This is a genomic window from Methanococcus maripaludis C5 (assembly GCF_000016125.1).
Classification (GTDB): domain Archaea; phylum AGJL01; class Methanococci; order Methanococcales; family Methanococcaceae; genus Methanococcus; species Methanococcus maripaludis_D.
In genome coordinates this window covers 221,277-244,701 of record NC_009135.1, presented here as the reverse complement: position 1 = coordinate 244,701, position 23,425 = coordinate 221,277, and the positions used below count along the sequence as shown (strand labels likewise).

Sequence of the window (23,425 nt, the reverse complement as noted above, 5' to 3'; positions counted from 1 at the left end):
CCATTTGTGTTTCGCTTTTATTAGAGTTATAAATAAAGATATTTATAAGTAATGTAGCTTGAAAATTTTATAAAAAGGTTAGATTAAATTCTTCAGCGAGCCATTTTGCAGTTTTTGCGGATTTAGGATATTTATTAAAAATTTTTTCAATCAGTTCATTTCTATCTTTTGAAGTTATTCCAAATTCCAAAATTTCAAGTACAATTTTTTCAACTTCCAAAACCTTCCCGTTTGGAACTTCGAGGGCCATACAAAAGTTAGTTTCTTTAAATTTTTCTCGCAATATTGGAGAAATCGATGCCATCAAAACACCATTATCTAAATCAACAAATGGAGGAATTCCTTTTAAATCGACTCTTTTTAATTCGGTTAAATTGGAATAAGATTTTTCGGAATACGAATGGATTTCAAAATAAAATTCAGGAGTATATTCTTCAATTAATTTTAAAAGAGATATTCCTTCTTCTGTTTCGTAGTATTTTGGAGTTAGGGTTGAATAGTACTTTGAATCGTTTACAAGTTCGGGAATAATTATTATGTTTCCAGAAACTTTTAATTTTGAAATATTTTTTTGTAAATTTTCTAAAATCTGTGATGTATATTTTGATTCGTTCCCGTGAATTCCTGCTAAAAAGAGCTTTTTTGGACATTTATTTTCAAAATTATTGTAAATTTTCAAAATTTCACCAAAAAAGTTAAAAAAATAGAAAAATTAAAGTGTTGCAAGCTTAAATCCATCTTTTACTAAAACTGTTGCTGCAGTTACTGGTTTTTCAAATTCTTCGTAGTCCATTACAAATTTAGTTAAATCTTCTGCCGTTTTTCCAGTAACTGAAATTACCTGATGTTCCGTAATTTTACATGCATCGTAGACGCCCAAGTAGTATGCTTTTCCAGCTTCAAGTTCAACTTTTTTGATTCTAACATCGCTGTCAGTTACATATCCCATGTAAGCTTCATCTTTTGTTATAACTACTGCAATTCTTGGAGTGTTGTAGTCGTCTTTTTCATAATCCATTGTTAATAATGAATATGATAACGCATCTCTTATTGGAAGTCCAAGTTTAATTTTGTCTGCAATTATATCCGTGTGTGAGCCGTTTGTAGCTACTGCAACATCGCCTACAAGTTTTACACAGTTGTATGTAATATATGGGTTTTTAAACATTTCTTCCAATTCTTTTGGTAAAATTGAAACAGTATCGTCATCCATTACTTTTGCAAGCCTGTTTGGAAAGCTCCTGCTTGAAACTCTGTACGTTACAAAAGGATATCCCTCTTCCGTTTTTCCAAAAACTAAAAATCTACCAATATACATTAAACCACCTGATTTTAAAGTCTAATTATTCAGATATCGCATCTAATGGGCAATAATCCTTACATACTGCACAATTTGTACATATTTCATTATCAATTTCTGCCTTACCAAACGCAGAAATGGCTCCGACCGGACAGAATGGAACACATCCTGCACATCCTACACATTTGTCCAATATTTCCATGTTTTCACATTAACTACATTATAAACTAAGGTTATTTATTTCTTGGTTTTTTAAATTTATTTCGTATTCTTTAAGCTCTGAAATACCCATTCTGCTTTTACATTTCTCTTTTGGAATTAAATATAATAATTTAGGGTCGTCGTAGTCGCCTTTCAAACCTAAAACAATCATATCTTCTTCTGGAATTTCATCGTAAAGTTTTACAACTTCATTTACAGGGTATGTCTTTTTATAAATTGGATAAACTGATTTATCAAAATAATAGAGTTTTCCATCGTTTTCAGATAATCCGTTATTCATTAAATAATTAATAAACTGCTTATGTTCCCATTTTTCGCCAGTATCTTCAGAAATTACAGGAATATTTTCTTCGATAGTTTCTTCTTCAATTTCCACTTTTTTTGAAAAGTTTATTTGAACTTCGCCGTTATCAGAACTGCCTGTAACTTTGATCTTTTTAGTCTTTAATTTTCTAATAATTCCATTTATTCCAGATTTAAGTTTTTTATAACATAAATAAATTGCTCCCAAAACTATTGCTAAGAATATTATTGGGATAATTAAAATTAAACCAATTATTATTAATGGAATTAAAAATATCCAAAATATCGGGGAGATTTTATTTAAACTGTATATTTTCATCATATTTACACCTAAAACCAGGCTTCAAGACTTTTCTGGGATTTTTTATTGCCCAAAAGATTGCTAATTTTTTCAATGTTTGGTAAAATTCGATCTTTTGAAAAATCATTTTCTTCGATCAAAAATTCTGCCAGCTCCTCTTTTTTAGGGGTTTTCAATTTTGTATCGTATTCTGATGTTACATTAGGTTCATCAAATATTTTTCTAATTTCAGAATAATTTTCAATTTCGGATATATAATTTTCCATTTTACCTTTCTTAACGGTATCAATTGCTTTTTTTGGACCGAATCCTTTCAACCCACCAGGATTGTAATCAGTTCCAATCAATATTGCAACATCAATAAGCTGATCAAGAGAAACGTTCAGTTCAGATAAAGTTTTTTCCAGTTCTATCAATTCAATGTCTTTATTTGATGAAGTTATGTTTTTTACAACATTTTCTGCACCATAAAGGATTGAATCGTAATCCTGACTTATCACACAAAATGCATCGTTTGATTTTACAAGTTCTGCACACTGTGCTTCTCCTTCTGATGGAGCATTGATGTATGGAATTCCCATCAACTCAAGGAGTTTTTTGGAATTATCTATTGTTTTTTTATCCAAAAAATTTGCTCTTTTAGCATATTTTTGCATTTCTTCCAAGTTATTCTGCTCTTTTGCTTCCAAATAACTATCGAGTGCACCATTTCGGGATTTCCTTCTTTCTTCTTTTGTTTTTTCTTTTAAATCGTGAGATTTACCATCAAAAACCCATATTGGGGTCATTTCATTTTCTAGCATGTAAATTGTCTTATAAAAAATACCGTTGTAAGTTGAAGTAATTTCTCCATTCTTATTTTTTAAAGGACTTCCATCCCTTAAACGAATGCTTGATAAAAACTGGTAAATTACGTTCATCGCATCTATTGCAACAGTTTTATTCTTTAAAAATTTTAAAGAGATTTCCGTTTTGGGTATCAAATCTCCAAATTGAACTCCCATGTTAACACCGAATTGTAATTAAAAAAAGTTAATTTTAATTAATCTTTTTCTTTCATTTCTAAAACTACTTCTGCAAATCTATTTATTACTTTTTCTCTCAAACCTTCAACAAATTTCAAACTTCCTGCACATTCGTGTCCACCACCATCAAGGGATGCTTCAGGAATTTCTTCGATAAATCGGGTTACAATGTGGTTTAAGTTGAAGTTGAATTTTTCGCTTACTGCATCGGTTGCACGGACTACTGCAAAATCAGGACCATAAGACAGAGTGATTACCGGAGTACCTGCTTCATACTGTTCAACTATTGAATCATGTGCAAATCCACAGGTTTTTCCCGGAGCTGGGAATGTAAACTTGTGTGCATATTTTTCAACATCCAAAGTGTTGAAAACAATTCCATTTGGCAAGATCTGTGTTTTTATTGCAGGGCGTACTGCTTTCATCTGCCTGTCAACCATTGCCATTGCTCTTTCGTAGAGTATGTTTATAAGTTTTTCATGTCTTGCAAAGTCTTTTTTGTTCATACCATAGATATCTTCTACGATACCCATTCCATTCATGAATTTTAAGTAAAATGCTTCAAAATCCATGCATTGACCAATTTTTTCAACGTCTGCTCTTGAATATATTTTTCCAGTTCCAAACTCTGAACTGCATTTTGTAAGTCTTTCGAGTGCTATTTTTATGTAAGCTTCTACAGCTTCACCTTTTGCGTGGTCCCCAACAACTGCAATACCAGGTAAATGTTCAACGAGTTCGGTAACTTCTGAATTTATCATTCTTGCAACTTCTGTTGCTAAAGCACCTGCTGTAAGGTTGCTGTCTCCCCCAACAAGGTATGGGTTTACGTGTGCTTCGACGAATTCATCAATTTCTACTTTTCCATCGATTACTTCACCGGGGAAGTGGTGGTCAACAACTACAACTTCAATGTCGTATGCTTTAACTTGTGACACTGCAGGAATATCTTCATTAGTACTTCCGTTATCCACAAGAACAATTAATGGCATTTTCTGTCCAAATCTTAAAAAATCTTCAATTGAAAACAACAGATCTTTTGTTACGTCTTCTAACTCATAAAATGGAGCTTTTGAAGGACTTCTTCTAAAGTAGTGCCATTGTGCACCAGAATCCATTGAATATTTCTCCAAAACTGGAATTATTGCTTTTTCAAGAGCAATCCCACCACAGTACCCATCCGTGTCTGCGTGATGCCTGATAATTACAGGTCTTCCATCCAAAACTGCTCTTCGAATTCTTTTTGCTACATCTGCCATTTTTGGCCTTAATTTTTCCAAGATATCGCTTTCAACTAAAAATTCAATGTCGCTTTCAGGTTCTGCTTTTTTATCAAGTTCAATGTCAATTTTATCCATTACTTTTTGTTCAGCTTCGCCTTCGAGTTTTACAAGCTTCATTCTTTCGATCTGAAGTTTTCCATCCCTTACAGATACTGAACCAACTACATCAATAATTGAGCCCATTACTACGTCAGGGTGAGTCCTAACTCCTGCAGATTCAAATGCTGCAACCCATGCAACTTCTGAACCATCTGTAATTGTAAATACGGTTGGACCCGGAGTTTGAGCTGCCTGAAGAACTTCTCCTTGAACTCTAATAACCTTATCTTTCATATTCATTAATCCGGTATCGAATATTTCCTTGATATCGATTAATTCGTGTTCTTTTTCGAGTTTTTCGAGTTTGTATCCGGTAATTGGAACGTATCTTAAATCAAGTTCTCTTTTTTCGAGTTTTAATTCGGACACCTGTACAATAATTTCGTCTCCGATTTTAAAATCGCTTGGCCTTTTTCCAACAACTTCCCTAAATCTTAAAAGACCTCTTGTTTTTTCATTTAACTGAACGAATACTCCGTATTTTTCGGTTCGGTTAATTTTTCCCTTGTAAAATTTACCTTCTTCAAGATCGCTCATGGTAAACATGTTGTCTAAAACATAAACAACCTTTTTGTTCTCTTTTTGCGCTTCTTCCTTACCACTACAGTTCTCACAGGTGTTTAAATCTTTATCTTCAGGATATTTTCCAATTTCACGACCGCATGAATCGCATTTTACAACTTTTCCGGTTCCATTGCAGTACTCGCAATCTTCATATTCGGGAATCTTTCCAGTTCCGTTGCATGTTGGGCATGGAATTTCTTCGTCATCAAAATCATACTTTGAATTTTTGGAAGCATTTTTAAAATGACTTTTTGTTTCAAATTCTTCTAAATAGCCTTTTCCTTCGCATTCCGGACATTCAGAGTATTTTACCACTTTTTTTCCGGTTCCGCCACATATTTTGCAGTTTTCTATCATAGTATCCTCTTAAATTAGATTGATAAATATCCAAATCATGAAAATTAATCAAGTTCTTTAAAAAAGAATGTTGATTTAATTATAAATAATTAATTAAAAAATTACAGGATTAAAAAAAGATTTTAGGGGTTTTTATCTACTTTCCAGAATTTTATAAACTTTAAATATAAATATAAGGAATAATTATTTTTTAATTTTAAAAATATTATCATTGTATTAACCAATATCCAATTTAATGATTAAAAAATAGTATTTTAAAAAATTAAATCTGTTAAAGCCGTATTTCATAAATTAAAGATTTTGAAAATTTAATAGATATAATTTAAGTTAAAGGTATTCGTATCCTTTTTCAAAAGCCATTAAATTCTTTTTTTCCGTTCCTTTGGGTATACTGTCGAGAAGCGCTTTTTCAACTTCCTCTTTTGGAACTAATCCTGACAATTTTGTTAAAGCACCAAGCATTACGATATTTGCAACTATTCCAAGTCCAACTTCCTTGTTTGCAATTTCTGTAAATGGAACTTTGTATACTTCGTATTTTTCTTCGTAACCTTCAGGGAGGTTTACTAAGTCCCTGTCAACGATTACTCTTGCATTTTCTTTTAAATCATAACCGTATTTATCAAAAGCAGGTTGTGACATTGAAATGAGGATATCTGGCTGAATTACTTTTGGAAAATCTATTTCGATTTCTGAAATTACAACTTCAGACTTACTTGCACCGCCTCTTGCTTCAGGGCCGTAGCTTTGTGTCTGAACTGCTTCTTTTCCAGCGTAAAGGGATGCAGCACGTCCTAAAATAACTCCTGCTAAAATTATTCCCTGACCGCCAAAACCTGAAAATCTTATCTCTTTTCTCATGGTATCACATTATTCCTGTAATTTTTTAAGCTGTTCGACATATTCTGGTTTTTCGATATTTAAAAACTCTCCAACAACTATTTTGTTTAAAAGTTCTTCTTTTTCCATACTTTCTGCTTTTCGAACAGTTATTGCACTTTCTTTTAAATTTTTCATCATTTCAGAAGGTTTTCTTGAAACATTGAATCTTCCATAATAAGTTGGACACTGTGAAACTACTTCGATAAATGAAAATCCTTTCTTATCCATTCCTTTTTTAATTGAATTTGCAAGCTGGATCGGATTTGCAGTAGTCCACCTTGCTACATAAGTTGCCCCAGCTGCTTTTGCAAGTTCGCACAAGTCAAGCGGGTTTTCAGGGTTTCCGTAAGGTGCAGTTGTTGCTTTTTTCTCGTGCGGAGTTGTTGGCGAACATTGTCCTCCAGTCATTCCGTAAATATTGTTATTTATACAGATTACAGTTATGTCGATGTTTCTCCTACATCCGTGAATAAAATGATTTCCACCAATTGCTGAGAGGTCACCATCTCCAGTAAATACAACAACTTTTTTGTCATTTTGAATTACTTTCGTTCCAAGAGCAAAAGCAATCGGTCTTCCGTGAGTTGTGTGGAGTGAATCACAGAAAAGGTATCCTGGAACCCTTGAAGAACATCCAATACCTGAAATTGCGATGTAATCTTCGTTTTTGAGGGCTAATTTATCAAGAGCATTTGTAAAGCAGTTTAAAACAATACCATTACCACAACCAGAACAAAATATGTGTGGTAACCGGTCCTTTCTCATGTATTTTAGCGAAGGATGCATTTATCTCACCTAAATCTCTAAACCATGTTTAATAAGTCGAATAATAAAAATAATTAAAATCCAAATATAATTTGTTTAAGTTATTCTTAATGTTTATCGTTATTTTTTGTTCATGTTTGCAGCGGCATGTGTAAGCTCGAATACTGCGCCACCAAGGTCATTTCCGATATCCTGTAATTCTGAAATATCGAGTTCAATATCTGAATTTTCAAATGAAATTGCAACTGGCAAAAATTTATATGCAACTTCTACAATGTCAAATGGTTTGCAAAACATCTCTATTGCAACAAGTCCTGAAAAAATACCTTTTGATTCGTCCATGGATTTTGTAATTACCTTGTTTACAACGATATCCTGATTTAATGATGCAAGTATTTTTTTAATAATTATTTCTTCGGTTTTTCCATCGCCTTCAAATACTGCTTTTACCCTTAAAAGTCCTTCTTCACTTTCCATTAAGTAAATATCGTCTTCGTCACAACGTCCTTCTTTTAAAGCGTTTAGATCTGCATCAATTTCATTTTTTACATATACATTAAATGCGACACCGTATTTTTGAGCAAATTTTTTGAAAAAATCGATGATATAACCGATAGTGTTTCCCATTTCATTTCCAGAAATTTTCAATTTTGTAGGGGATACTACATCCAAATCCGCACCATACATCAAACAGTACTTAATGTAGTCCAAAACTGTTTCAAATTTTATTTTTAATTCTGTAATCCTCGTATAAAGTTCCCCTTCTTCATCTGATTCGTTTGATAGAACTTTTGCACCATATTTTTCCGTTATTTCTGCAATCAACTTTTCAAACTGTTCATCAACAATTTCTTTGTTATTTCCCTTTAATTCTTGGTATGATATAGTTTCAATCATAATATCCTCTTCAAACTCATTAGGACTTATGTATATTGCCTTACTATTTTTATAACTTTATAAGATTTGGGTGATTTAAAACCGTTTTGTAAAAATTGATAAATTGGTTTAAATTCTTTAAAAAATGAAAAAAAGTTTTTTTAATGTATATTATTCAGTTAATGAAAATCTCCCAACTACAAACTCTTTTTTAAGGGATGCTAAAAAGCTTCCTAACTTTGGCCCGTAGTTTTTACCGAGAAGTATTTTGTATGATGCAACGAACGCTTCTTTTGGTGCAAGTTCCAATTTTGTTGCAGTTTCGTACATTAATTCGTGAATTGTAGTTGCATCGATTTCGATTTGTTCTACTTCTTCAGAAAATGCTTTTAACCATGCTTTTTGCTCTTCTGAGAGTGTTTCGTACTGTTCTTTTGCTTGCTCAAGATCGTTTATTTCTAAATTTTCACCGTAGTCTGAAGCCCATTTTTTAGACATGTAAAGCCTTTTTTCGAGCCTTGATTTGTCGTATTCTGAAAATTCTGCTGGATTGTATCCATTTCTTCCCAAAATATCGAAAACTCTTTCCATGTCAATTTTTTGAGTTTCCTTATCGAGTGCAATTTGAGCAATAATTGAACAAAACCTGTATGCAACCTGTAATGGTAATCTTTCAGGTATTTTTGGAGTTACAAGTTCGTATAAACTTATTTTTTCGCTTTCATTGTCATTTAATTCTTCAATTTTTTGTTTTTCGATTAATTCGAAGTATTTTCTCTCGAGTTCATCGTAATCGTCAACCAGATTTGAAATTGCTTTTAAATCGAAATCTATATGTTTTGTGGGTTTTCCTTTTAAAATTAAGAATCTTAAAATTTCAGGATGGCAAATTTCATTCCAGTCTTTTACTGCAAATACAACTCCGGAAGATGAAGACATTGGCATTGCCTTGTCACCAATTTTTAACTGGATCCATTCGTAAACCATTTTTTCGGGTGCTTGGTAGCCATATATCTGTCTTGCAATCTTAATTCCTGTATCGTATGATCCACCTGATGCTGCGTGATCTTTTCCCATTGGTTCAGCAGTAACTCCAAAGATACCCCATCTTGCAGGCCAGTCAACTCTCCACGGAAGCTTTCCGACGCCATTGAATGGTTGAACCGTGTTTTCAAATCCGCATTTGCAGACATAAGTTATTGTTTTGTCTTCGGAATTGTATGCGGTAACTTTTGTTTCGTGCATTTTACCGCATTTTTCACATACAACGTTTAAAGGGAACCAGTCATCAGCAAGAGGCTCTTTTCTGTATGAATCTAGTATCTCTTTGATTTTTAACCTGTTTTCAAGAGCATTTATAATTGCATCGTTGTACATTCCAGCCTTATAACATTCATTTGCCCTGTGTGTTGTAATATCAACACCCAACTCTTCGAGACTATTTAAAAACGGCATTAAAAAGTGATCTGCATAACTTTTACAGCAACCTTTTGGACATGGAATTTCACTTAAAGGCATTCCTATGTATTTTTCAAATTCCTGTGGTAAAAACGGATATAATTTTCTTAAAGGATCGTAATCGTCCGCAACAAAAATTAATTTAGCTTTTGCACCTTTTTTTACAATTCCTTTGTAAACTGCATCGGCAGTTAGTGTTTCTCTTGCATTTCCGATGTGGATATGACCTGATGGCGTAATGCCGCTTGATACCACATATTCGTCTGCATTTCTTTTTTTCATTATTTTTTCCGATGTTGCATCAGCCCAGTGCATTGTGTTTCCTCCTAAAATTTTAAACAATCAAAAACAAAAAAATAATTGAATTAAATAGAAATTCATGATTTTTTAGGTTATAGCTGAAACATTTTATATAATTATGTGTTAAAAAAATTTTTAAAAATAAAAATATATTAATTAATTGAAATTTATAAATTAATATTTCCAAAATAAAAAAGCCAAGGAAGGGATTTGAACCCCTCTGAAGCGGATCTGCAGTCCGCTGCCTCGCCGGACTAGACTACCTTGGCACATTTCCTACGATTAGACGCATGAATAAGAATTATAGTTCCAATATATAAACTTATTGGTTTATCGGTTAATTTTGTAATCCACCATACTCATATATTACTTATCTAATTAAAAAATGTTGTTAATCCATGCAAAGGAATATATACAATAAATGCGTTGATAATTAAAGAAATCATTAAGGTAGATTAAAACACGACGTCAAAATTGGCGAACCACAGACTAAATCGAAATCTATATAAATGAAATTTTATAAGGTATAGTGTGATAGAAAACACGAGACCATAAATAAAACACGGTTAAAAAGACACTAATTACACAGTGTGATAACTCCATATATATCATATCTATCAGTAGCTATCTGTGTGCAGAGATAGTCTAGCCTGGGAAGGCGTACGGCTGGAAACCGTATGAGGCTTTGCCTCGCGGGGGTTCAAATCCCCCTCTCTGCGCCATTTATTTTTTTATTACTATACTTATCAGTCAAACACGAAGATCTCTGGAGGTGCAAAGAGTGACTCAGACAGAATTCAAACACAGAATTAGAATCTCAAAAACAGACCTTGAAGGTAAAAATCCACTTGAATACGCACTACAAGAAATGAAAGGTATTGGTAGAGCGATGGCTAGAGCAGTAATCAGAGTTACTGAATTAGACCCTAAACAACAGGCTGGTTACTTAGCTGACGAAGATGTTTTGAAAATAGAATCAGTATTGGAAGACCCTGCAACACATGGAATCCCTTCATGGATGTTCAACAGGAAAAAAGATGTTTACTCAGGACTCGATAAACACCTTATCGAAACAGACCTCGTACTCACAGTACAAGAAGACATCACAAACATGAAAAAGATAAGATGCTACAAAGGAGTCAGACACGAGTTAAGATTACCTTGTAGGGGACAGAGAACCAGAGGTTCATTCAGAAAAGGAACTTCAATGGGAGTTAAGAGAAGGAAATAAAAGGATAAAAAGGTGAAACAATGGGAGATCCAAGAAGATTGGGTAAAAAATACGACACGCCTAACCATCCATGGATTGGGGAAAGAATCCAAAGCGAAAAAGAAATTAGCCAAAAATACGGTTTAGTTAACAAAAAAGAACTTTGGAAAATGGAAACCCAATTAAGGAACTACAGAAGACAGGCAAGAAAATTAATCAGCGATACCACAACACAAGGTGGAAAAGAAGCCGTTCAGTTATTCAATGTTTTAAAAAGATACGCGATCTTAGTTGAATCAGAACCAACACTCGACCACGTTCTTTCATTGAACATTGAAAGTATCTTAGAAAGAAGATTACAGACCATCGTATACAGAAAAGGTCTCGCTAAAACAGCAAAACAAGCTAGACAGTTCATCGTTCACGGCCACATTGCAGTAAACGGCAAAAGAGTTACCGCTCCAGCATACTTAGTTTCAGTAGCTGAAAATGATGCGATAGAATACGTGCCTAACTCACCAATGGCTTCAGAAAACCACCCTGAAAGAACTGCCGCAGTAAGCGAAGAAAATCAATAAGGTGATTACATGAGTCAAAAATGGGGATTAGTACACATTTATGCATCGTACAACAACACAATTCTCCACGTTACTGATTTAACTGGAGCAGAAACTATCGCTAAAGTTTCAGGCGGTATGATTGTAAGAAATCAGAGAGATGAATCATCTCCATATGCTGCAATGCAAGCTGCATTCAAAATCGCAGATTTGATGAGGGACAAAGGAATTGATCAGGTACACGTAAAGGTCAGAGCTACAGGTGGCCAGAAATCCAAAAATCCAGGACCTGGTGCTCAAGCTGCTATTAGGGCATTATCAAGAGCAGGAATCAGAATCGGAAGAATTGAAGATGCTACACCAATTCCACACGATGGAACTACACCAAAAAGAAAGAACAGATAATTGGTGATTTTTTTGATAAAAAACATCCAAAAAGAGGAAAAGAGAACAGGGGAAATCATGAAAATGGAATTAAAAGCCCCTTTATCTTTTTCCAGTGCATTAAGAAGAATAATGATTTCAGAAGTCCCTACATATGCTATTGAAAATGTATACTTTTACGAAAACACATCTTCAATGTACGATGAAGTTCTAGCTCACAGACTTGGATTAGTTCCAATAAAAGGAGTTCCAGTAAGTGGAGATGAAGTTATTGTACTTACAATATCCAAAGAAGGACCTTGTATGGTATACTCATCAGACATAAAATCTGAATCCGGTGAGCCTGCTTTTGAAAATATTCCAATTGTAAAATTAGCAGAAGGCCAGAAACTTGAGTTAGAAGCTGAAGCTCTTGTGGGCACAGGAAAAATTCATGCAAAATGGCAACCTTGTAATGCAGTTTACAAACAGATATCAAATGACGAAGTGGAATTTAAAATTGAGTCATTCGGAAACATGGATGCTGAAGACATTATAAGATCTTCACTTGAAATTTTGAAAAATAAAGCTGAAAAATTCTTATCAGAACTAGAAGGCCAAGAATTAAGTGACGAAAATTAATTACCTAATTATTTCTTCCAAATTATTGGAAATTATGAATCAATATCATAGGGTGAAATTATGAAAAAAATCATGTCAACAAACCCAAAAACTCCTGAATTGATTCAGAAGTTAAAAGAAGAATCATTCAAAAACAGTGCACCAATCTGGAAAGATGTTGCTAAAAAGTTAGCTAAACCAGCTAGAAAAAAAGTTGAAGTAAACGTAAGCAAAATCAGCAGATACGCGTCAGAAGGCGATGTAATCTTAATTCCAGGCAAAGTACTCGGTGCTGGGTCATTAAAAATAAACGTAACTGTTGCAGCATTTTCATTCTCAGAAACTGCAAAATCAGCAATTGAAGCTGTAGGCGGAAAATGCTTAACAATCGAAGAACTTATTGCAGAAAACCCTAAAGGTTCTAAAGTAACCATTATGGCGTAATTAAACACGAAGGTGGAATTATGGTTGTTGTAAACGCTGAAAACGCAGTTGTTGGAAGATTAGCTTCATACGTTGCTAAACTTGCATTAAGCGGTGAAGAAGTAACCGTTGTAAACGCTGAAAAAGCAATTATGACCGGAAACAAAGAATACATATTCCAAAAATATGTACAACTCAGAACAAGAAAAAGTATTTCAAACCCTAAAAAAATGGGTCCAAAATATCCAAGAAGGCCTGATGACATCGTAAGAAGAGTTATCAGAGGAATGCTCCCATACAAAAAACCTAGAGGAGTAGAAGCTTTCAAAAAAATTAAAATTGAAGTTGGAGTTCCTGAAGGAGTTTCTATCGACATTAACTTAGGTAGCGCACCAAACACAATCAAATATGTAACCGTTGGAGAATTGAGCCAATACTTAGGTGCTAAATTCTAATTGAGGTGAAAGTGTGAAAGTAGTCCACACAGTAGGTAAAAGAAGAACCGCAATTGCAAGAGCTACGGCAAAAGAAGGCAGCGGTAAAATCAGAATTAACAAAAAACCATTAGAATTAATGGAACCTAAATACATCAAAATGAAATTAATGGAACCTGTTATCTTAGCAGGCGAAGCTTTAAGCGACATTGACGTAGATATTGATGTTAAAGGCGGCGGTATCGTAAGCCAAATGGATGCTACAAGAACCGCTTTAGGTAAGGCTATTGTTGAATTTACTGGTAAAATGGAATTGAAAGAAAAATTCTTAAGTTACGACAGAACATTACTTGTCAGTGACGCAAGAAGAACAGAACCACACAAACCAAGTAAGTCTTCAAAAGGTCCAAGAGCTAAAAGACAAAAATCATACAGATAATTATTTTTCTTTCCCTTTACGTTTTTTAGGTGGTAATAGTGATATTTCCAATCAGATGTTTTTCCTGCGGGGCTGTAATATCAGAAGTCTATGAAGAATACAGAACTAGACTTAAAAATGGCGAAAACCCAGAAGAAATTTTAAACGACTTAGAAGTTAAAAAATACTGTTGTAGAAGAATGTTCGCATCCCACAGATTGGACAACGACAGAGAGTTATTTGACGACATCGTTGAATACAAATAATTTTATTATTTACTAATTACCTATCTATTCAGACGGGGCCGTGGGGTAGCCTGGCCATCCTGTGCGTCTGGGGGGCGTGCAACCCGAGTTCGAATCTCGGCGGCCCCATTTTTTATTAATCTATAAAGTCCGCTTGGGTGATTTTATGAAATTAACCAAATTTGAAACTGCAAGATTAGTTGGTGCAAGATCCCTCCAAATTTCTGACGGTGCTCCACTCACAATAGAATCAGACAAAACTTCGTCATTAAATTTAGCTGAAGATGAAGTAAAACAGGGTAAACTCCCACTATGTGTTAAAAAACAGGCTAAAAAACAATAACTAACTATTTTAAACTCCTTGGGGGAATTTTCGTGGAAAACAGTACATCCATAAAAAGGATAACTGCAAAGAAGGTTTTTAAAGACTCAAAAATTCAAGTCCGGATTGCTACATTGACCAATAAAGGAATTGGTTACGATGTAATAGATGCGGAAAATCCCGACTATGTAATTTCTGACGTCGAAAATGTAATTGCTCCAGAACTTGTTGGCTATCCTGCTTATGATCAAGATATTATTGATTCAATAATATGCGATACTTCAGTAGACAGTCCGAAAGTTACAATGGGTACTTCTTTGAGTGTTGCGAGAGCTGCCGCGAACAGCGTTGAAATTCCGTTGTTTAAGCATATTGGGGGAGTGTTATCCACAAACCTTCCAATTGTAGGATGCTCTTTAGTTTCAGACGGAATGAATCAGCTTTTGACAATTCCGATGGCAGAATCAATTGGCGAAATGATATATGTTTACAACAAAATATTAGAAAAACTCTCTGAAGAATACGATTTTAAAAATAACTACGGAGAATACGTTTCTAAAAACATTTTTAAAGATATTGGAAAATTCAAAGAAATTATTTCAAACATTTCTGAAGATGAAGATATCGAAATTTTATCCGGTGCAAATATCTCGGAATTTAGAAAAGAAATTGAAGAACTCGATTACTTGGAAAGTTCTGAAATAATTGAATTCGATGGAATTTTGTGTACTGAAAATATCGATGAAGAAGCGGATTTTTCAAAAATAGACCCTTATTCCATGGGAACCCTTACAGAAATGAACTATTATATCAATTACACAATTGAAAAAGGATTAACTCCAACGATTTCAGGAAACAACACCTCATTCCCGCACATAGCAATTGGATTTAAAGTTCCATTTTTACGTGCAAATATCAACTCAAAAGCATTAAACGAAATCTGGAATATTGAAAGGATTTTAAACAGCCCGAATATTACAAGATTTTAATACTTTAACTTTTAAAAAATATATTGTAAAAAAATGAGGGGATAAAATGAGTGTTGTAATTGATTACGATAAATGTAAAGGCCCGGAATGTGCCGAATGTGTAAATACCTGCCCTGTAGAAGTTTTTGAAATTCAAGGGGACAAAGTAGTTGTTGCAAGAGAATCAGACTGTACTTTTTGCTTAGTATGCGTTGACGTATGCCCGACCGGTGCAATAACTGTAAAAGAAGACTAAATATTTATTTTTTTAATTAAATTATTCGGAATTTTCTTTTTTAACTCCGTCCATTTCATCGAGTACATCGAACAATTCTTCCCATGCATCTAAACTCAATTTTGCTTCGTCTTCACTCATCTTTTCAAGAGCGTATCCCGTGTGGATTAATACGTAATCCCCGATTTCAACGCCTTCAATGAGTGCAAGTTTTGCTTTTTGTTTTACGCCTTTGTATTCAGCAAGCGCGTATTTCTCACCATCTTCTTCAAATATATCGATAACTACGGATGGAATTGCAAGACACATGTGATTTCACCTGAAATAAGTAGAGATAAAAATAATATTTCTAAATCTGTAATTAATCTATTTATAAATATCGATAAAATTTTTAAAAAAAGATCATTAAAACGGAAGTATAGTTGATAAAGCTGCAAATGGCAGCACTACGAGTCCGTGTTTTACAATTCTACTTACAATTAATGCTGAAACGTAAATTTTAAAAGGCATCTTAAATATCCCTGAAAGCCAGCAGATCACCTCAAAAGGAATCGGAGTAAAACTTATCACGATTATTCCAAAGGGGCCCCATTTATTTAAAAACTCTTCTGCGCTCGAATATTTTTCTTTATTAAATATTTTTAAAAAAAGATTCTCACCGTATTTTGAAGCTATAAAGTAGGTTACAATTCCCCCTAACGTACTTCCTAACGTGGATGCCAATATTACATACCCCCAATCAAGTCCGAGAGCAAGTCCTCCAAGCATGAAGACTTCGGTTGGAATTGGCTGAAAAATTGGCTCTGAAAATCCAATCAAAAAAATAGCCAAAAGTCCATATGTATTAACGAGATCCATCCCTATTGCAACAAAATCCATAGTATACCATTTTTAAAAAAATATAAATTAATTTATATTTAAACCTGCCAGTAATAGGGGTCGGTTGAGGGGTAAACTTCTAAAAAGTCTTTGTAAACATCGATTCCTTTTAAGTACTGTGCAAAGTACGGTGCAAGTTCAGTTGCAGTAGTCATTACAACTGCACCAACTGCTCTTCCATTTTCATAGTAAATTCTATTCATTCCACGCTTCTCGGTTTTTCGGAAATAGTATCCTTTACCGGGGCGGTTGTATGAAGTTTTGAAATCTTTTGTCTGTTTTCCGACAACTAAAATACTAATTGGCATCCGAATTGTAGCAATCTCAATTCCATAGTCCATTTTTTTTAGTGGAAGATTATTTATCTCGTTGTAAATATTTTCTGCAACAGTTTTGCCTTCACGATTAGCAATTGGGGTATATCCCCCCCTTACGGAATCTCCACAAGCATAAACTTTTGATTTTCCATCAACTTGAAAATATTCGTTTGTTGTGTATCTCGGAGTTCCACCTATTGCCAAAATATTAAAATACTCGTCATCATAAAGCATCTTTTTCAATTCTTCTTCGCTGTGAGTTATTTTAAAATTTGAAAGGTCATTGATAATATAATCCCTGATTTCATCGTCTTCGATTTTTTTTAAAAATTTTGACCGCACATAAACAGTTACTTCACTTCCAAATGTTGAAAAAATCGAAGCATACTCTGCTGCAACAGTTCCTGCACCAATTATAAGAATTTTTCTTGGTAATTTTTTTAGATACGGAAGTTCACTATGAATTGCACATTCTACACCAAGATAATTTTTAGCATAATTTTGTCCGTTCGCATAAATCACGTAATCGTAGTTTTTTTCATATTCTTCTTTAAATTCTTCAAATTTTACAAAAATTCCTAGTTCATCAAGTGTTTTTTTGGCGCCTTCCCGCATTGATCTGTGAATTTTATAAACTTTTTCATGCAGCTCGTTAAGTGAAATTATATCTTCTAAATCATGTTTTTTTCCAGTTATCGTATTTAAATTATCAATTAAGTCTGAAACTTCCTTTAAAGCATTTACATACCTGCAACCATAATTTAAGCAGGTTCCACCAAGTTTATCCATTTCATAGAGTTCAACTTTAAGTCCATATCTAGCAAGTGCGTGTGCACAAGAAAGACCTGCAGGCCCTCCCCCTACAACTGCAATCATAACCATCCCCTCATTTTTTAAACCAGTATATCTAATGTATTGAATGTATTATGTTTATATCTTACGAAATCACGGTGATACATTGAACACTTTTGGAGATAATTTTAGAGTAACGACATGGGGAGAAAGCCACGGAAAAGCATTGGGCGCAGTAATTGATGGATGTCCTTCAAATCTACCCATTTCAGAAGAAGATATCCAAAATGAACTCAATAGAAGAAGACCTGGCTACAGCATCTTCTCAACACCGCGAAAAGAAGAAGATAAATTGGAAATTCTTTCAGGAATTTTCGAAGGAAAAACTACAGGAACTCCGATTTCAGGACTCGTATTTAACAAAGGTCAAAAATCAAAAGATTACAGTAAAATTAAAAATACCCCGAGACCAGGACATGCTGATTTAAACTACTTTTTAAAATACGGAAATTATGATTACAGGGGCGGTGGACGAAGCAGTGGTAGAACCACGATTGGAAACGTGATTGGCGGAGCAGTTGCTAAAAAATTAATCGAATTTACACATAATATCAAAATAATCGGGTATTCTACTAAAATTGGAAAAATAAACGGAGATTTTGATTACTACAAAAACCCAGAATTCTTTGAAAGTAATTCGAATATCGAAAAATTATTTGAAAAAATCGAAAATAATCCCCTAAGATGCCCTTCAAAAAATAGCGATGAAATGAAAGATTACGTCCTTGATGCGATGGATAAACAAGACAGCGTTGGAGGAATAATTGAAATAATTATAAAAGGAATCCCGCAAGGAGTAGGAAATCCAGTATTTAATAAATTAGAAGGAAAACTTGGAAGTGCATTCATTGGAATTAATGCCGTGAAAGGATTTGAAATAGGCCGCGGTTTTGAATCTTCAGAACTTTACGGAAGTGAAATGAACGATTCATATTACATGAATAAAGATTCAATAAAAGGAAAAACTAACAATACCGGCGGAATTATCGGTGGAATCAGCACAGGTTCCCCAGTAGTTCTTAGAGTTTCGATAAAACCAACCCCATCGATTTCAAAAATTCAAGAAAGTGTAAATTTAATATCAAATGAAAATGAAAAAATCGAAATTGGCGGAAGACATGACCCGATAATCGTTCCAAGAGTAATTCCTGTACTCGAATCAATGGCTGCAATAACAGTTGCAGATTTAATGATTTCAAGTGGGTATATTGATCCTTGTAGAATATAAAACTAGTAAAAAAACCTTAAATTTCATAAAATAATAAAAAAAGTGGATGCAAAACTCAATCCAAAAGATCCTGCATCCTAACGATTAATCCCCATTAATCCAACGATAATAGCACCTGTATGTTGTCCACAAGCAAGTGCAATATACTATTTTCATATTATGCTATATATAAGTTATGTGAGAGATGGGGGGGATTAACCGCAAAAATGCATTAAAATGGACCAAATAATATTTAAAAGATTTATTGGCCTAGTTTAATAACAATTGTCATCACTTTCTTCTAAAATTTAATTACCCAATATATGTTTAAAGTTAAAACTAAAATTAAAGACATTTTTCAAATTTTATATTATTTTAGATCGACAGGCTATATTATATACGAAGTCAGATTATGTTAAATAACTCAGTAAAACACCTAAAGATGGATAATATGGAAAACAAAATTCCCATGAAAAGAATGGTTCACAAAATCATATACGAATGCAATATCGTGCTTCTCGTTGTTGATGCAAGGGATCCCGAAACTACCCGAAACAGGGCTCTTGAAAAATACACCATTGAAAAAAATAAAAAATTAATTTACGTAATTAACAAATCAGATTTAGTTCCAAAAAAAATTCTCGAAAAATGGAAAGAACAATTCAAATCTGAAAACCCCGATTCTTCTGTAGTTTTTGTCAGTGCCAAAGAAAAATTGGGTACAAAAATGTTAAGGGACGAAATTAAAGTTTATTTAAATTCAAACAATATAAAATACGGCCAAGTTGGAATCGTAGGCTACCCAAACGTTGGAAAATCATCAGTAATCAATGCACTGACGGGTAAAAAAAGTGCAAGAAGTGGACTTACCGCAGGACTTACGGTTGGAGAACAGTGGGTAAAATTAACAAAAGATATCAAATTACTCGATTCTCCAGGAATAATTGAACCAAAAGATGAAGATGAACTCGTAATTTCAGGTGCATTGAGGTATGAAAAGGCCGATGATGTTATATCCCCGGCATTAAAGATATTAAATCGTATTCATACCTTTGATAACACGATTTTGAAAGAATATTATGGTTTTGATATCGGAGAAGACATAAATATGGAACTTCTTGAAAAAATTGGAACTAAACTAAATTTCCTTACAAAAGACGGTAAAATTGACATAGATAGGACTTCAAAAAGCATAATTCGAGAGTTCCAAAACGGTAAATTAAACTACCACCGAATGAACTTAAAAAAATACGAACAGAAAAGAACTAAAAACATTGATTTTATAACAAAAAATCTTGAAAACTTCCCATTTATCAATGACGCTGATCAGATTATCTCGCATCTTGAAAATATAGATGAACTTGGAAGAATGAATACAAGACCAGTCATTGGAATAAAAGAATTAGATGATGCTTTTGTAATTATTTCGTTTTCTGAAAAATCAAGAGATACTGGTCGAAAAAAAGTTGAAGAACTTGCAAGAACAGACGATATTGAACTGTATTCTCTTGGCGGTGGAAGAATTGGAAAGCATAGAATTTACGTTGGAGTAGGCGAAAAAAGGTAAAAGATAAAATTAATATTTTAATTGGCCATTTTGCATTCGTAAATTCCAATTACCCCTATTTTTTTTAGTTCGTTTAAAAGTTCATTTTGATCTTCTTTTAAAAGTATTATTGCAGAACCCCCTCCTCCGGCACCAGTTAATTTTCCCCCGTAACCATATTTTTGACCTGCTTTTGCAACTAAATCTAATTTTTCAGTTGAAATTCCAAATTTTCGAAGGAGTTCATGATTTTCATTCATCAATTTTCCAAGTTCTGCTTTTTCTGTAACTTGCCTTACCTTTTGAATTATATTTCCAATTTCTTCAAAAATCTGCTCTTTTTCAGGGTGCTTTGAAACATCGTGTACAAGTTCTGCAGTTTTTCTTGTCCTTTCTTCAACATTCACAACCAAAAACTTGCAAGTTTTTATAAATTCTTCCAAGTCTTTTGGCATTGGTTTGTATTCACCATTTATAATTTCAATCATTCCCCCTAGAGAAATTGTTGCAGTGTCAGTCACACTTGCTCTCCCCTGAACCTCTTTTTCGACAGAATATGCAAGATTTATTGTTTCATCATTGTCCAATTCAATTCCATAAAAATTTGAAATTGAACGAATAACAGTTACAACTACAGATGCAGATGAGCCCAATCCACAACTAAGCGGTATTTCAGAATATAGTTTTAATTTAAAAGGTTTTATCTCTTTTAAATCTTTAAATTCGGATAAATAAAATATTACAGATTTTACAGCGCAAATTACATACTTTAACGCAGGGCTGAAATTTGAAATTTCTAAATTTTTAATTAATTCTGGAGTTATTTCAAAAATTTCGTTTAGATCTACAAGATCTATCGAAATTGTATCTGAATTTTCTTCAATTTCGCCAGTTGTTTTTAAATCAAGTGCCATTGAAATTGCAGGATATCCATCAACTACCGCGTGTTCCCCAAACAATATGATTTTTGAGGGGGTTTTTATCTTTTTCATCTAATCCACCTTAACCCCATCTTCTAAGCCTATTTAATAGGACTTTATCACGGTTTTCAACAGTTCCGCTAAATTCTGCAGTTAAAAGTCCCTTTGTTCCAAAAGTTCCTTTTATTTTTCCAACAACATCTTTTCCACCAATAGATATTTCTTCACCAATCAATTTTTCAGCTGCAACCTTTGATTGAGCTAGTTCATCGATTACCGTCCTTCCTTTATCAATTTTAACTTTTCCTTCGCGCAATACTTCTTTTTTAATATTTAAATCTTTTATTGGCTTAAATTCCTCGATTAAACCATGGCCACAGATTCTAAGTGTTGTTGGTGGAAGATCAAGCCTTGTAATTAAAACCCTATCTCCAACTTCCGCTAACACCTTTTCCTCAAGTTCGAATGCACAGTAGCATTCGTCTCCAGAAACTACTTCATTTAAAATTACATTTTCTTCCGATTTGCCAAATTTTACTTTTTTAAAAGGCACTACAACTGCAGGAACTATCAACATTCCGACATTTAAGTGGACTTTCATCTTCGGAGTTAAATTGTACTTGAAAATATCTGAAATTCTTATTTTAGCAACTATTTTATCAACAGTCTGTAATTTGGTATCTTTCGAAGTTAAAATACATCCTCGATAGATCTGTTTTGATTCAACTCCCTGAATTGCCATTCCAACCCTATCCCCTGCCTTTGCTTCCATAACGCTTTCTTTAAAGCACTGTATGCTTCTAACTTTCGTAGACATATTTATTGGAAGAACTTTTAATTCATCACCAACTTTCACAATTCCCTTGTTGATAGTTCCGGTTACAACAGTTCCTGCCCCTTTTATAGGAAATGCGTGATCAAGTGGCATTTTAAAATAGCTGTCGGTATTTCTAATAATTTCCGTACTATTCAACATATTTACTATTAAATTTTTAAGTTCGTCCACACCAAATCCTGTTTTTGCAGAGATTGGAATAAGTGGGCTGTTTTTTAAATTTTGTGTTGATTGCAAAATGGACTTCATAAACATTTCAGTTCTTTTAATCTCTTCATTTTGTGCATTATCTGACTTTGTAATCACAACGATTGTTGGGATGTTAAAGTGGTCAAGGATTAACATGTGTTCCCCAGTCTGGGTTTTTGGCCCTTCTTTTGCATCAGCCACAATCAATGCAAGATCGATTATATCTGCAGCACTTACAACAGCACGAATTAAATCTGCGTGTCCCGGTGCATCAACTAAAGTTATTCGGTAATTTTCAAGTTTAAATGCTGAAAACCCGATATCTATTGTAATTCCACGTTTTTGAGATTCCGGCAGTTTATCGTGTGCTGAAGTTGATGCGATTTCAGTTAAAACTTTTGAAAGTGTTGTTTTTCCATGATCGATGTGTCCAAAAATTCCGAGATTGATATTTTTAAAGTCCATTTTCATTACCTTGATACCGATTCCTATAACATAATATACCTTGATTATATATTCACTTAGATATAAAAGGATAAATAAATTTTGAACTGATTTTTTTGGTGATGAATATGATTCCCGATTCTTTAAAATACGAAATCTTAGTTTTTGGTTGCGGAAATTTAGTATTTGCAGACGATGGTTTTGGATACGAAGTAATTTCAAAGCTCGAAAAGATGGAACTTCCCGAAAACGTTGGGATAATCGATGCGGGAACTGGAGCGCCGTACTATTTAATGTCCATAATGGATGAAGAGTGCGTTACTAAAAAAATAATTATTGTTGATATCATTGATTTTCAGCTTCCTCCCGGAACCCTAAAAATACTCTCGACTGATGAACTCACAAAAATAGACAAATACACCTTTGATGCACACGATATGCCACTTTCAGACTATTTAATAAAAGCACAAGAATCTGGAATCGATGTAACAGTTATCGGATGTCAAGCAAAACGAGTAACAATGCCTGATATCGAAGTTGGTTTAACTGATGAAGTTAAAGCGTCCCTTGATGGTGCAGTAAAACTGGTTCTTGAAAAAATAAGCGAATAACCGAATAAATTTAAGAATTAAAAAATATCTAAAAATACTTTTTTTAATAATTAATTTTGATCAATCAAAAATTACATTAACCCATTTGAAACAC

The 23,425-nt window shown here is 33.6% G+C and carries 29 protein-coding genes and 3 tRNA genes; 16 read left to right on the top strand and 16 right to left on the bottom strand.

Features of this window, described 5'->3' with window-relative positions; translation table 11 throughout:
- Nucleotides 1-67: 67 nt before the first annotated feature.
- The 11 genes from MMARC5_RS01440 to MMARC5_RS01390 form a co-directional block, all read right to left on the bottom strand.
- Nucleotides 68-679, bottom strand: coding sequence for a DUF2119 domain-containing protein (locus tag MMARC5_RS01440; protein WP_011868055.1), 612 nt, complete (start codon nt 677-679; stop codon nt 68-70).
- Between the two features lie 33 nt (nt 680-712).
- Nucleotides 713-1,318: an IMP cyclohydrolase gene (locus tag MMARC5_RS01435; protein ID WP_011868054.1), complete on the bottom strand. Its 606-nt coding sequence runs from the start codon at nt 1,316-1,318 to the stop codon at nt 713-715.
- A gap of 25 nt (nt 1,319-1,343) precedes the next feature.
- The gene (locus MMARC5_RS01430; RefSeq protein ID WP_011868053.1) at nt 1,344-1,502 is read right to left on the bottom strand and encodes a DUF362 domain-containing protein; all 159 of its coding nucleotides are present in this window, start codon (nt 1,500-1,502) and stop codon (nt 1,344-1,346) included.
- Nucleotides 1,503-1,520: 18 nt separating this feature from the next.
- On the bottom strand, nt 1,521-2,147 hold the full coding sequence (locus tag MMARC5_RS01425) for a hypothetical protein (protein ID WP_011868052.1): 627 nt from the start codon (nt 2,145-2,147) through the stop codon (nt 1,521-1,523).
- Nucleotides 2,148-2,155: 8 nt separating this feature from the next.
- Nucleotides 2,156-3,130 carry a flap endonuclease-1 gene (gene fen, locus MMARC5_RS01420; RefSeq protein WP_011868051.1) on the bottom strand — a complete coding sequence of 325 codons (975 nt, stop codon included), beginning with the start codon at nt 3,128-3,130 and terminating at the stop codon, nt 2,156-2,158.
- A 38-nt stretch (nt 3,131-3,168) separates the two neighbouring features.
- Nucleotides 3,169-5,454, bottom strand: coding sequence for a DHH family phosphoesterase (locus MMARC5_RS01415; RefSeq protein ID WP_011868050.1), 2,286 nt, complete (start codon nt 5,452-5,454; stop codon nt 3,169-3,171).
- 327 nt (nt 5,455-5,781) lie between these two features.
- Nucleotides 5,782-6,315 (bottom strand): 2-oxoacid:ferredoxin oxidoreductase subunit gamma, encoded by a 534-nt coding sequence (locus tag MMARC5_RS01410; protein ID WP_011868049.1) that lies wholly within the window; start codon nt 6,313-6,315, stop codon nt 5,782-5,784.
- 9 nt (nt 6,316-6,324) lie between these two features.
- Nucleotides 6,325-7,122, bottom strand: coding sequence for a 2-oxoacid:ferredoxin oxidoreductase subunit beta (locus MMARC5_RS01405; RefSeq protein WP_011868048.1), 798 nt, complete (start codon nt 7,120-7,122; stop codon nt 6,325-6,327).
- Nucleotides 7,123-7,221: 99 nt separating this feature from the next.
- The gene (locus MMARC5_RS01400) at nt 7,222-7,998 is read right to left on the bottom strand and encodes a hypothetical protein (RefSeq protein WP_011868047.1); all 777 of its coding nucleotides are present in this window, start codon (nt 7,996-7,998) and stop codon (nt 7,222-7,224) included.
- Nucleotides 7,999-8,148: 150 nt separating this feature from the next.
- Complete coding sequence (gene lysS, locus MMARC5_RS01395) at nt 8,149-9,750, bottom strand: lysine--tRNA ligase (protein WP_011868046.1); 1,602 nt, start codon at nt 9,748-9,750, stop codon at nt 8,149-8,151.
- Nucleotides 9,751-9,930: 180 nt separating this feature from the next.
- Nucleotides 9,931-10,004, bottom strand: a tRNA-Cys gene (locus MMARC5_RS01390).
- 365 nt (nt 10,005-10,369) lie between these two features.
- Between MMARC5_RS01390 and MMARC5_RS01385 the strand changes: the two genes are divergently transcribed.
- From MMARC5_RS01385 to MMARC5_RS01325, 13 genes are all read left to right on the top strand, one after another.
- Nucleotides 10,370-10,457 (top strand) — tRNA-Ser (locus MMARC5_RS01385).
- A gap of 59 nt (nt 10,458-10,516) precedes the next feature.
- Nucleotides 10,517-10,966 carry a 30S ribosomal protein S13 gene (locus MMARC5_RS01380; protein ID WP_011868045.1) on the top strand — a complete coding sequence of 150 codons (450 nt, stop codon included), beginning with the start codon at nt 10,517-10,519 and terminating at the stop codon, nt 10,964-10,966.
- 20 nt (nt 10,967-10,986) lie between these two features.
- Complete coding sequence (locus MMARC5_RS01375) at nt 10,987-11,523, top strand: 30S ribosomal protein S4 (RefSeq protein WP_011868044.1); 537 nt, start codon at nt 10,987-10,989, stop codon at nt 11,521-11,523.
- A gap of 9 nt (nt 11,524-11,532) precedes the next feature.
- A complete protein-coding gene (locus tag MMARC5_RS01370; protein ID WP_011171265.1) occupies nt 11,533-11,907 on the top strand; it encodes a 30S ribosomal protein S11 in 375 nt (124 codons plus the stop codon).
- A gap of 12 nt (nt 11,908-11,919) precedes the next feature.
- Nucleotides 11,920-12,507 carry a DNA-directed RNA polymerase subunit D gene (locus MMARC5_RS01365; RefSeq protein WP_081430834.1) on the top strand — a complete coding sequence of 196 codons (588 nt, stop codon included), beginning with the start codon at nt 11,920-11,922 and terminating at the stop codon, nt 12,505-12,507.
- Nucleotides 12,508-12,567: 60 nt separating this feature from the next.
- Nucleotides 12,568-12,930, top strand: coding sequence for a 50S ribosomal protein L18e (locus tag MMARC5_RS01360; protein ID WP_011868042.1), 363 nt, complete (start codon nt 12,568-12,570; stop codon nt 12,928-12,930).
- A gap of 20 nt (nt 12,931-12,950) precedes the next feature.
- Entirely contained in the window at nt 12,951-13,364 is a 414-nt protein-coding gene (locus MMARC5_RS01355; protein ID WP_011868041.1) for a 50S ribosomal protein L13, read from the top strand.
- Nucleotides 13,365-13,377: 13 nt separating this feature from the next.
- Nucleotides 13,378-13,782 carry a 30S ribosomal protein S9 gene (locus MMARC5_RS01350; protein WP_011868040.1) on the top strand — a complete coding sequence of 135 codons (405 nt, stop codon included), beginning with the start codon at nt 13,378-13,380 and terminating at the stop codon, nt 13,780-13,782.
- Nucleotides 13,783-13,820: 38 nt separating this feature from the next.
- Nucleotides 13,821-14,027: a DNA-directed RNA polymerase subunit N gene (locus tag MMARC5_RS01345; RefSeq protein WP_011868039.1), complete on the top strand. Its 207-nt coding sequence runs from the start codon at nt 13,821-13,823 to the stop codon at nt 14,025-14,027.
- Between the two features lie 34 nt (nt 14,028-14,061).
- Nucleotides 14,062-14,135, top strand: a tRNA-Pro gene (locus tag MMARC5_RS01340).
- Nucleotides 14,136-14,172: 37 nt separating this feature from the next.
- Complete coding sequence (locus tag MMARC5_RS01335) at nt 14,173-14,349, top strand: DNA-directed RNA polymerase subunit K (protein WP_011868038.1); 177 nt, start codon at nt 14,173-14,175, stop codon at nt 14,347-14,349.
- Nucleotides 14,350-14,381: 32 nt separating this feature from the next.
- Nucleotides 14,382-15,317 carry a phosphopyruvate hydratase family protein gene (locus MMARC5_RS01330; RefSeq protein ID WP_011868037.1) on the top strand — a complete coding sequence of 312 codons (936 nt, stop codon included), beginning with the start codon at nt 14,382-14,384 and terminating at the stop codon, nt 15,315-15,317.
- A gap of 46 nt (nt 15,318-15,363) precedes the next feature.
- A complete protein-coding gene (locus MMARC5_RS01325) occupies nt 15,364-15,552 on the top strand; it encodes a 4Fe-4S dicluster domain-containing protein (RefSeq protein ID WP_011868036.1) in 189 nt (62 codons plus the stop codon).
- A 21-nt stretch (nt 15,553-15,573) separates the two neighbouring features.
- Here MMARC5_RS01325 and MMARC5_RS01320 read toward each other — a convergent pair whose 3' ends face one another.
- The 3 genes from MMARC5_RS01320 to MMARC5_RS01310 form a co-directional block, all read right to left on the bottom strand.
- The gene (locus tag MMARC5_RS01320; RefSeq protein WP_011171274.1) at nt 15,574-15,840 is read right to left on the bottom strand and encodes a HypC/HybG/HupF family hydrogenase formation chaperone; all 267 of its coding nucleotides are present in this window, start codon (nt 15,838-15,840) and stop codon (nt 15,574-15,576) included.
- 96 nt (nt 15,841-15,936) lie between these two features.
- Entirely contained in the window at nt 15,937-16,410 is a 474-nt protein-coding gene (locus MMARC5_RS01315) for a YqaA family protein (RefSeq protein ID WP_011868035.1), read from the bottom strand.
- 38 nt (nt 16,411-16,448) lie between these two features.
- Nucleotides 16,449-17,603, bottom strand: coding sequence for an FAD-dependent oxidoreductase (locus MMARC5_RS01310; RefSeq protein WP_011868034.1), 1,155 nt, complete (start codon nt 17,601-17,603; stop codon nt 16,449-16,451).
- A gap of 82 nt (nt 17,604-17,685) precedes the next feature.
- On the opposite strand from MMARC5_RS01310, the gene aroC reads away from it, so the two are divergent.
- Both aroC and MMARC5_RS01300 read left to right on the top strand, forming a co-directional pair.
- Nucleotides 17,686-18,807: a chorismate synthase gene (aroC, locus tag MMARC5_RS01305; protein ID WP_011868033.1), complete on the top strand. Its 1,122-nt coding sequence runs from the start codon at nt 17,686-17,688 to the stop codon at nt 18,805-18,807.
- A gap of 391 nt (nt 18,808-19,198) precedes the next feature.
- Nucleotides 19,199-20,353 carry a GTPase gene (locus tag MMARC5_RS01300; RefSeq protein ID WP_011868032.1) on the top strand — a complete coding sequence of 385 codons (1,155 nt, stop codon included), beginning with the start codon at nt 19,199-19,201 and terminating at the stop codon, nt 20,351-20,353.
- Nucleotides 20,354-20,370: 17 nt separating this feature from the next.
- On the opposite strand, the gene mvk is transcribed toward MMARC5_RS01300, so the two are convergent.
- Nucleotides 20,371-21,324 carry a mevalonate kinase gene (mvk, locus tag MMARC5_RS01295; protein ID WP_011868031.1) on the bottom strand — a complete coding sequence of 318 codons (954 nt, stop codon included), beginning with the start codon at nt 21,322-21,324 and terminating at the stop codon, nt 20,371-20,373.
- Nucleotides 21,325-21,334: 10 nt separating this feature from the next.
- Nucleotides 21,335-22,741: a selenocysteine-specific translation elongation factor gene (gene selB / locus MMARC5_RS01290; protein WP_011868030.1), complete on the bottom strand. Its 1,407-nt coding sequence runs from the start codon at nt 22,739-22,741 to the stop codon at nt 21,335-21,337.
- Nucleotides 22,742-22,848: 107 nt separating this feature from the next.
- Here selB and frhD point away from each other — a divergent pair, with 107 nt between their 5' ends.
- Nucleotides 22,849-23,331 (top strand): coenzyme F420-reducing hydrogenase, FrhD protein, encoded by a 483-nt coding sequence (gene frhD / locus MMARC5_RS01285; RefSeq protein ID WP_011868029.1) that lies wholly within the window; start codon nt 22,849-22,851, stop codon nt 23,329-23,331.
- Nucleotides 23,332-23,425 lie beyond the last annotated feature (94 nt).

Excerpts from the sequence above, each read along its gene's own strand:
- MMARC5_RS01435 (WP_011868054.1), bottom strand. The coding sequence starts at position 1,318 with ATGTATATTGGTAGATTTTTAGTTTTTGGAAAAACGGAAGAGGGATAT.
- lysS (WP_011868046.1), bottom strand. The coding sequence starts at position 9,750 with ATGCACTGGGCTGATGCAACATCGGAAAAAATAATGAAAAAAAGAAAT.
- MMARC5_RS01325 (WP_011868036.1), top strand. The coding sequence starts at position 15,364 with ATGAGTGTTGTAATTGATTACGATAAATGTAAAGGCCCGGAATGTGCC.
- MMARC5_RS01430 (WP_011868053.1), bottom strand. The coding sequence starts at position 1,502 with ATGGAAATATTGGACAAATGTGTAGGATGTGCAGGATGTGTTCCATTC.
- MMARC5_RS01355 (WP_011868041.1), top strand. The coding sequence starts at position 12,951 with ATGGTTGTTGTAAACGCTGAAAACGCAGTTGTTGGAAGATTAGCTTCA.
- MMARC5_RS01405 (WP_011868048.1), bottom strand. The coding sequence starts at position 7,122 with ATGCATCCTTCGCTAAAATACATGAGAAAGGACCGGTTACCACACATA.
- MMARC5_RS01375 (WP_011868044.1), top strand. The coding sequence starts at position 10,987 with ATGGGAGATCCAAGAAGATTGGGTAAAAAATACGACACGCCTAACCAT.
- MMARC5_RS01310 (WP_011868034.1), bottom strand. The coding sequence starts at position 17,603 with ATGATTGCAGTTGTAGGGGGAGGGCCTGCAGGTCTTTCTTGTGCACAC.
- MMARC5_RS01370 (WP_011171265.1), top strand. The coding sequence starts at position 11,533 with ATGAGTCAAAAATGGGGATTAGTACACATTTATGCATCGTACAACAAC.
- MMARC5_RS01415 (WP_011868050.1), bottom strand. The coding sequence starts at position 5,454 with ATGATAGAAAACTGCAAAATATGTGGCGGAACCGGAAAAAAAGTGGTA.
- MMARC5_RS01410 (WP_011868049.1), bottom strand. The coding sequence starts at position 6,315 with ATGAGAAAAGAGATAAGATTTTCAGGTTTTGGCGGTCAGGGAATAATT.
- fen (WP_011868051.1), bottom strand. The coding sequence starts at position 3,130 with ATGGGAGTTCAATTTGGAGATTTGATACCCAAAACGGAAATCTCTTTA.
- frhD (WP_011868029.1), top strand. The coding sequence starts at position 22,849 with ATGATTCCCGATTCTTTAAAATACGAAATCTTAGTTTTTGGTTGCGGA.
- MMARC5_RS01335 (WP_011868038.1), top strand. The coding sequence starts at position 14,173 with ATGAAATTAACCAAATTTGAAACTGCAAGATTAGTTGGTGCAAGATCC.
- MMARC5_RS01300 (WP_011868032.1), top strand. The coding sequence starts at position 19,199 with ATGTTAAATAACTCAGTAAAACACCTAAAGATGGATAATATGGAAAAC.
- MMARC5_RS01320 (WP_011171274.1), bottom strand. The coding sequence starts at position 15,840 with ATGTGTCTTGCAATTCCATCCGTAGTTATCGATATATTTGAAGAAGAT.
- MMARC5_RS01360 (WP_011868042.1), top strand. The coding sequence starts at position 12,568 with ATGAAAAAAATCATGTCAACAAACCCAAAAACTCCTGAATTGATTCAG.
- MMARC5_RS01400 (WP_011868047.1), bottom strand. The coding sequence starts at position 7,998 with ATGATTGAAACTATATCATACCAAGAATTAAAGGGAAATAACAAAGAA.
- MMARC5_RS01315 (WP_011868035.1), bottom strand. The coding sequence starts at position 16,410 with ATGGATTTTGTTGCAATAGGGATGGATCTCGTTAATACATATGGACTT.
- MMARC5_RS01425 (WP_011868052.1), bottom strand. The coding sequence starts at position 2,147 with ATGATGAAAATATACAGTTTAAATAAAATCTCCCCGATATTTTGGATA.
- mvk (WP_011868031.1), bottom strand. The coding sequence starts at position 21,324 with ATGAAAAAGATAAAAACCCCCTCAAAAATCATATTGTTTGGGGAACAC.
- selB (WP_011868030.1), bottom strand. The coding sequence starts at position 22,741 with ATGGACTTTAAAAATATCAATCTCGGAATTTTTGGACACATCGATCAT.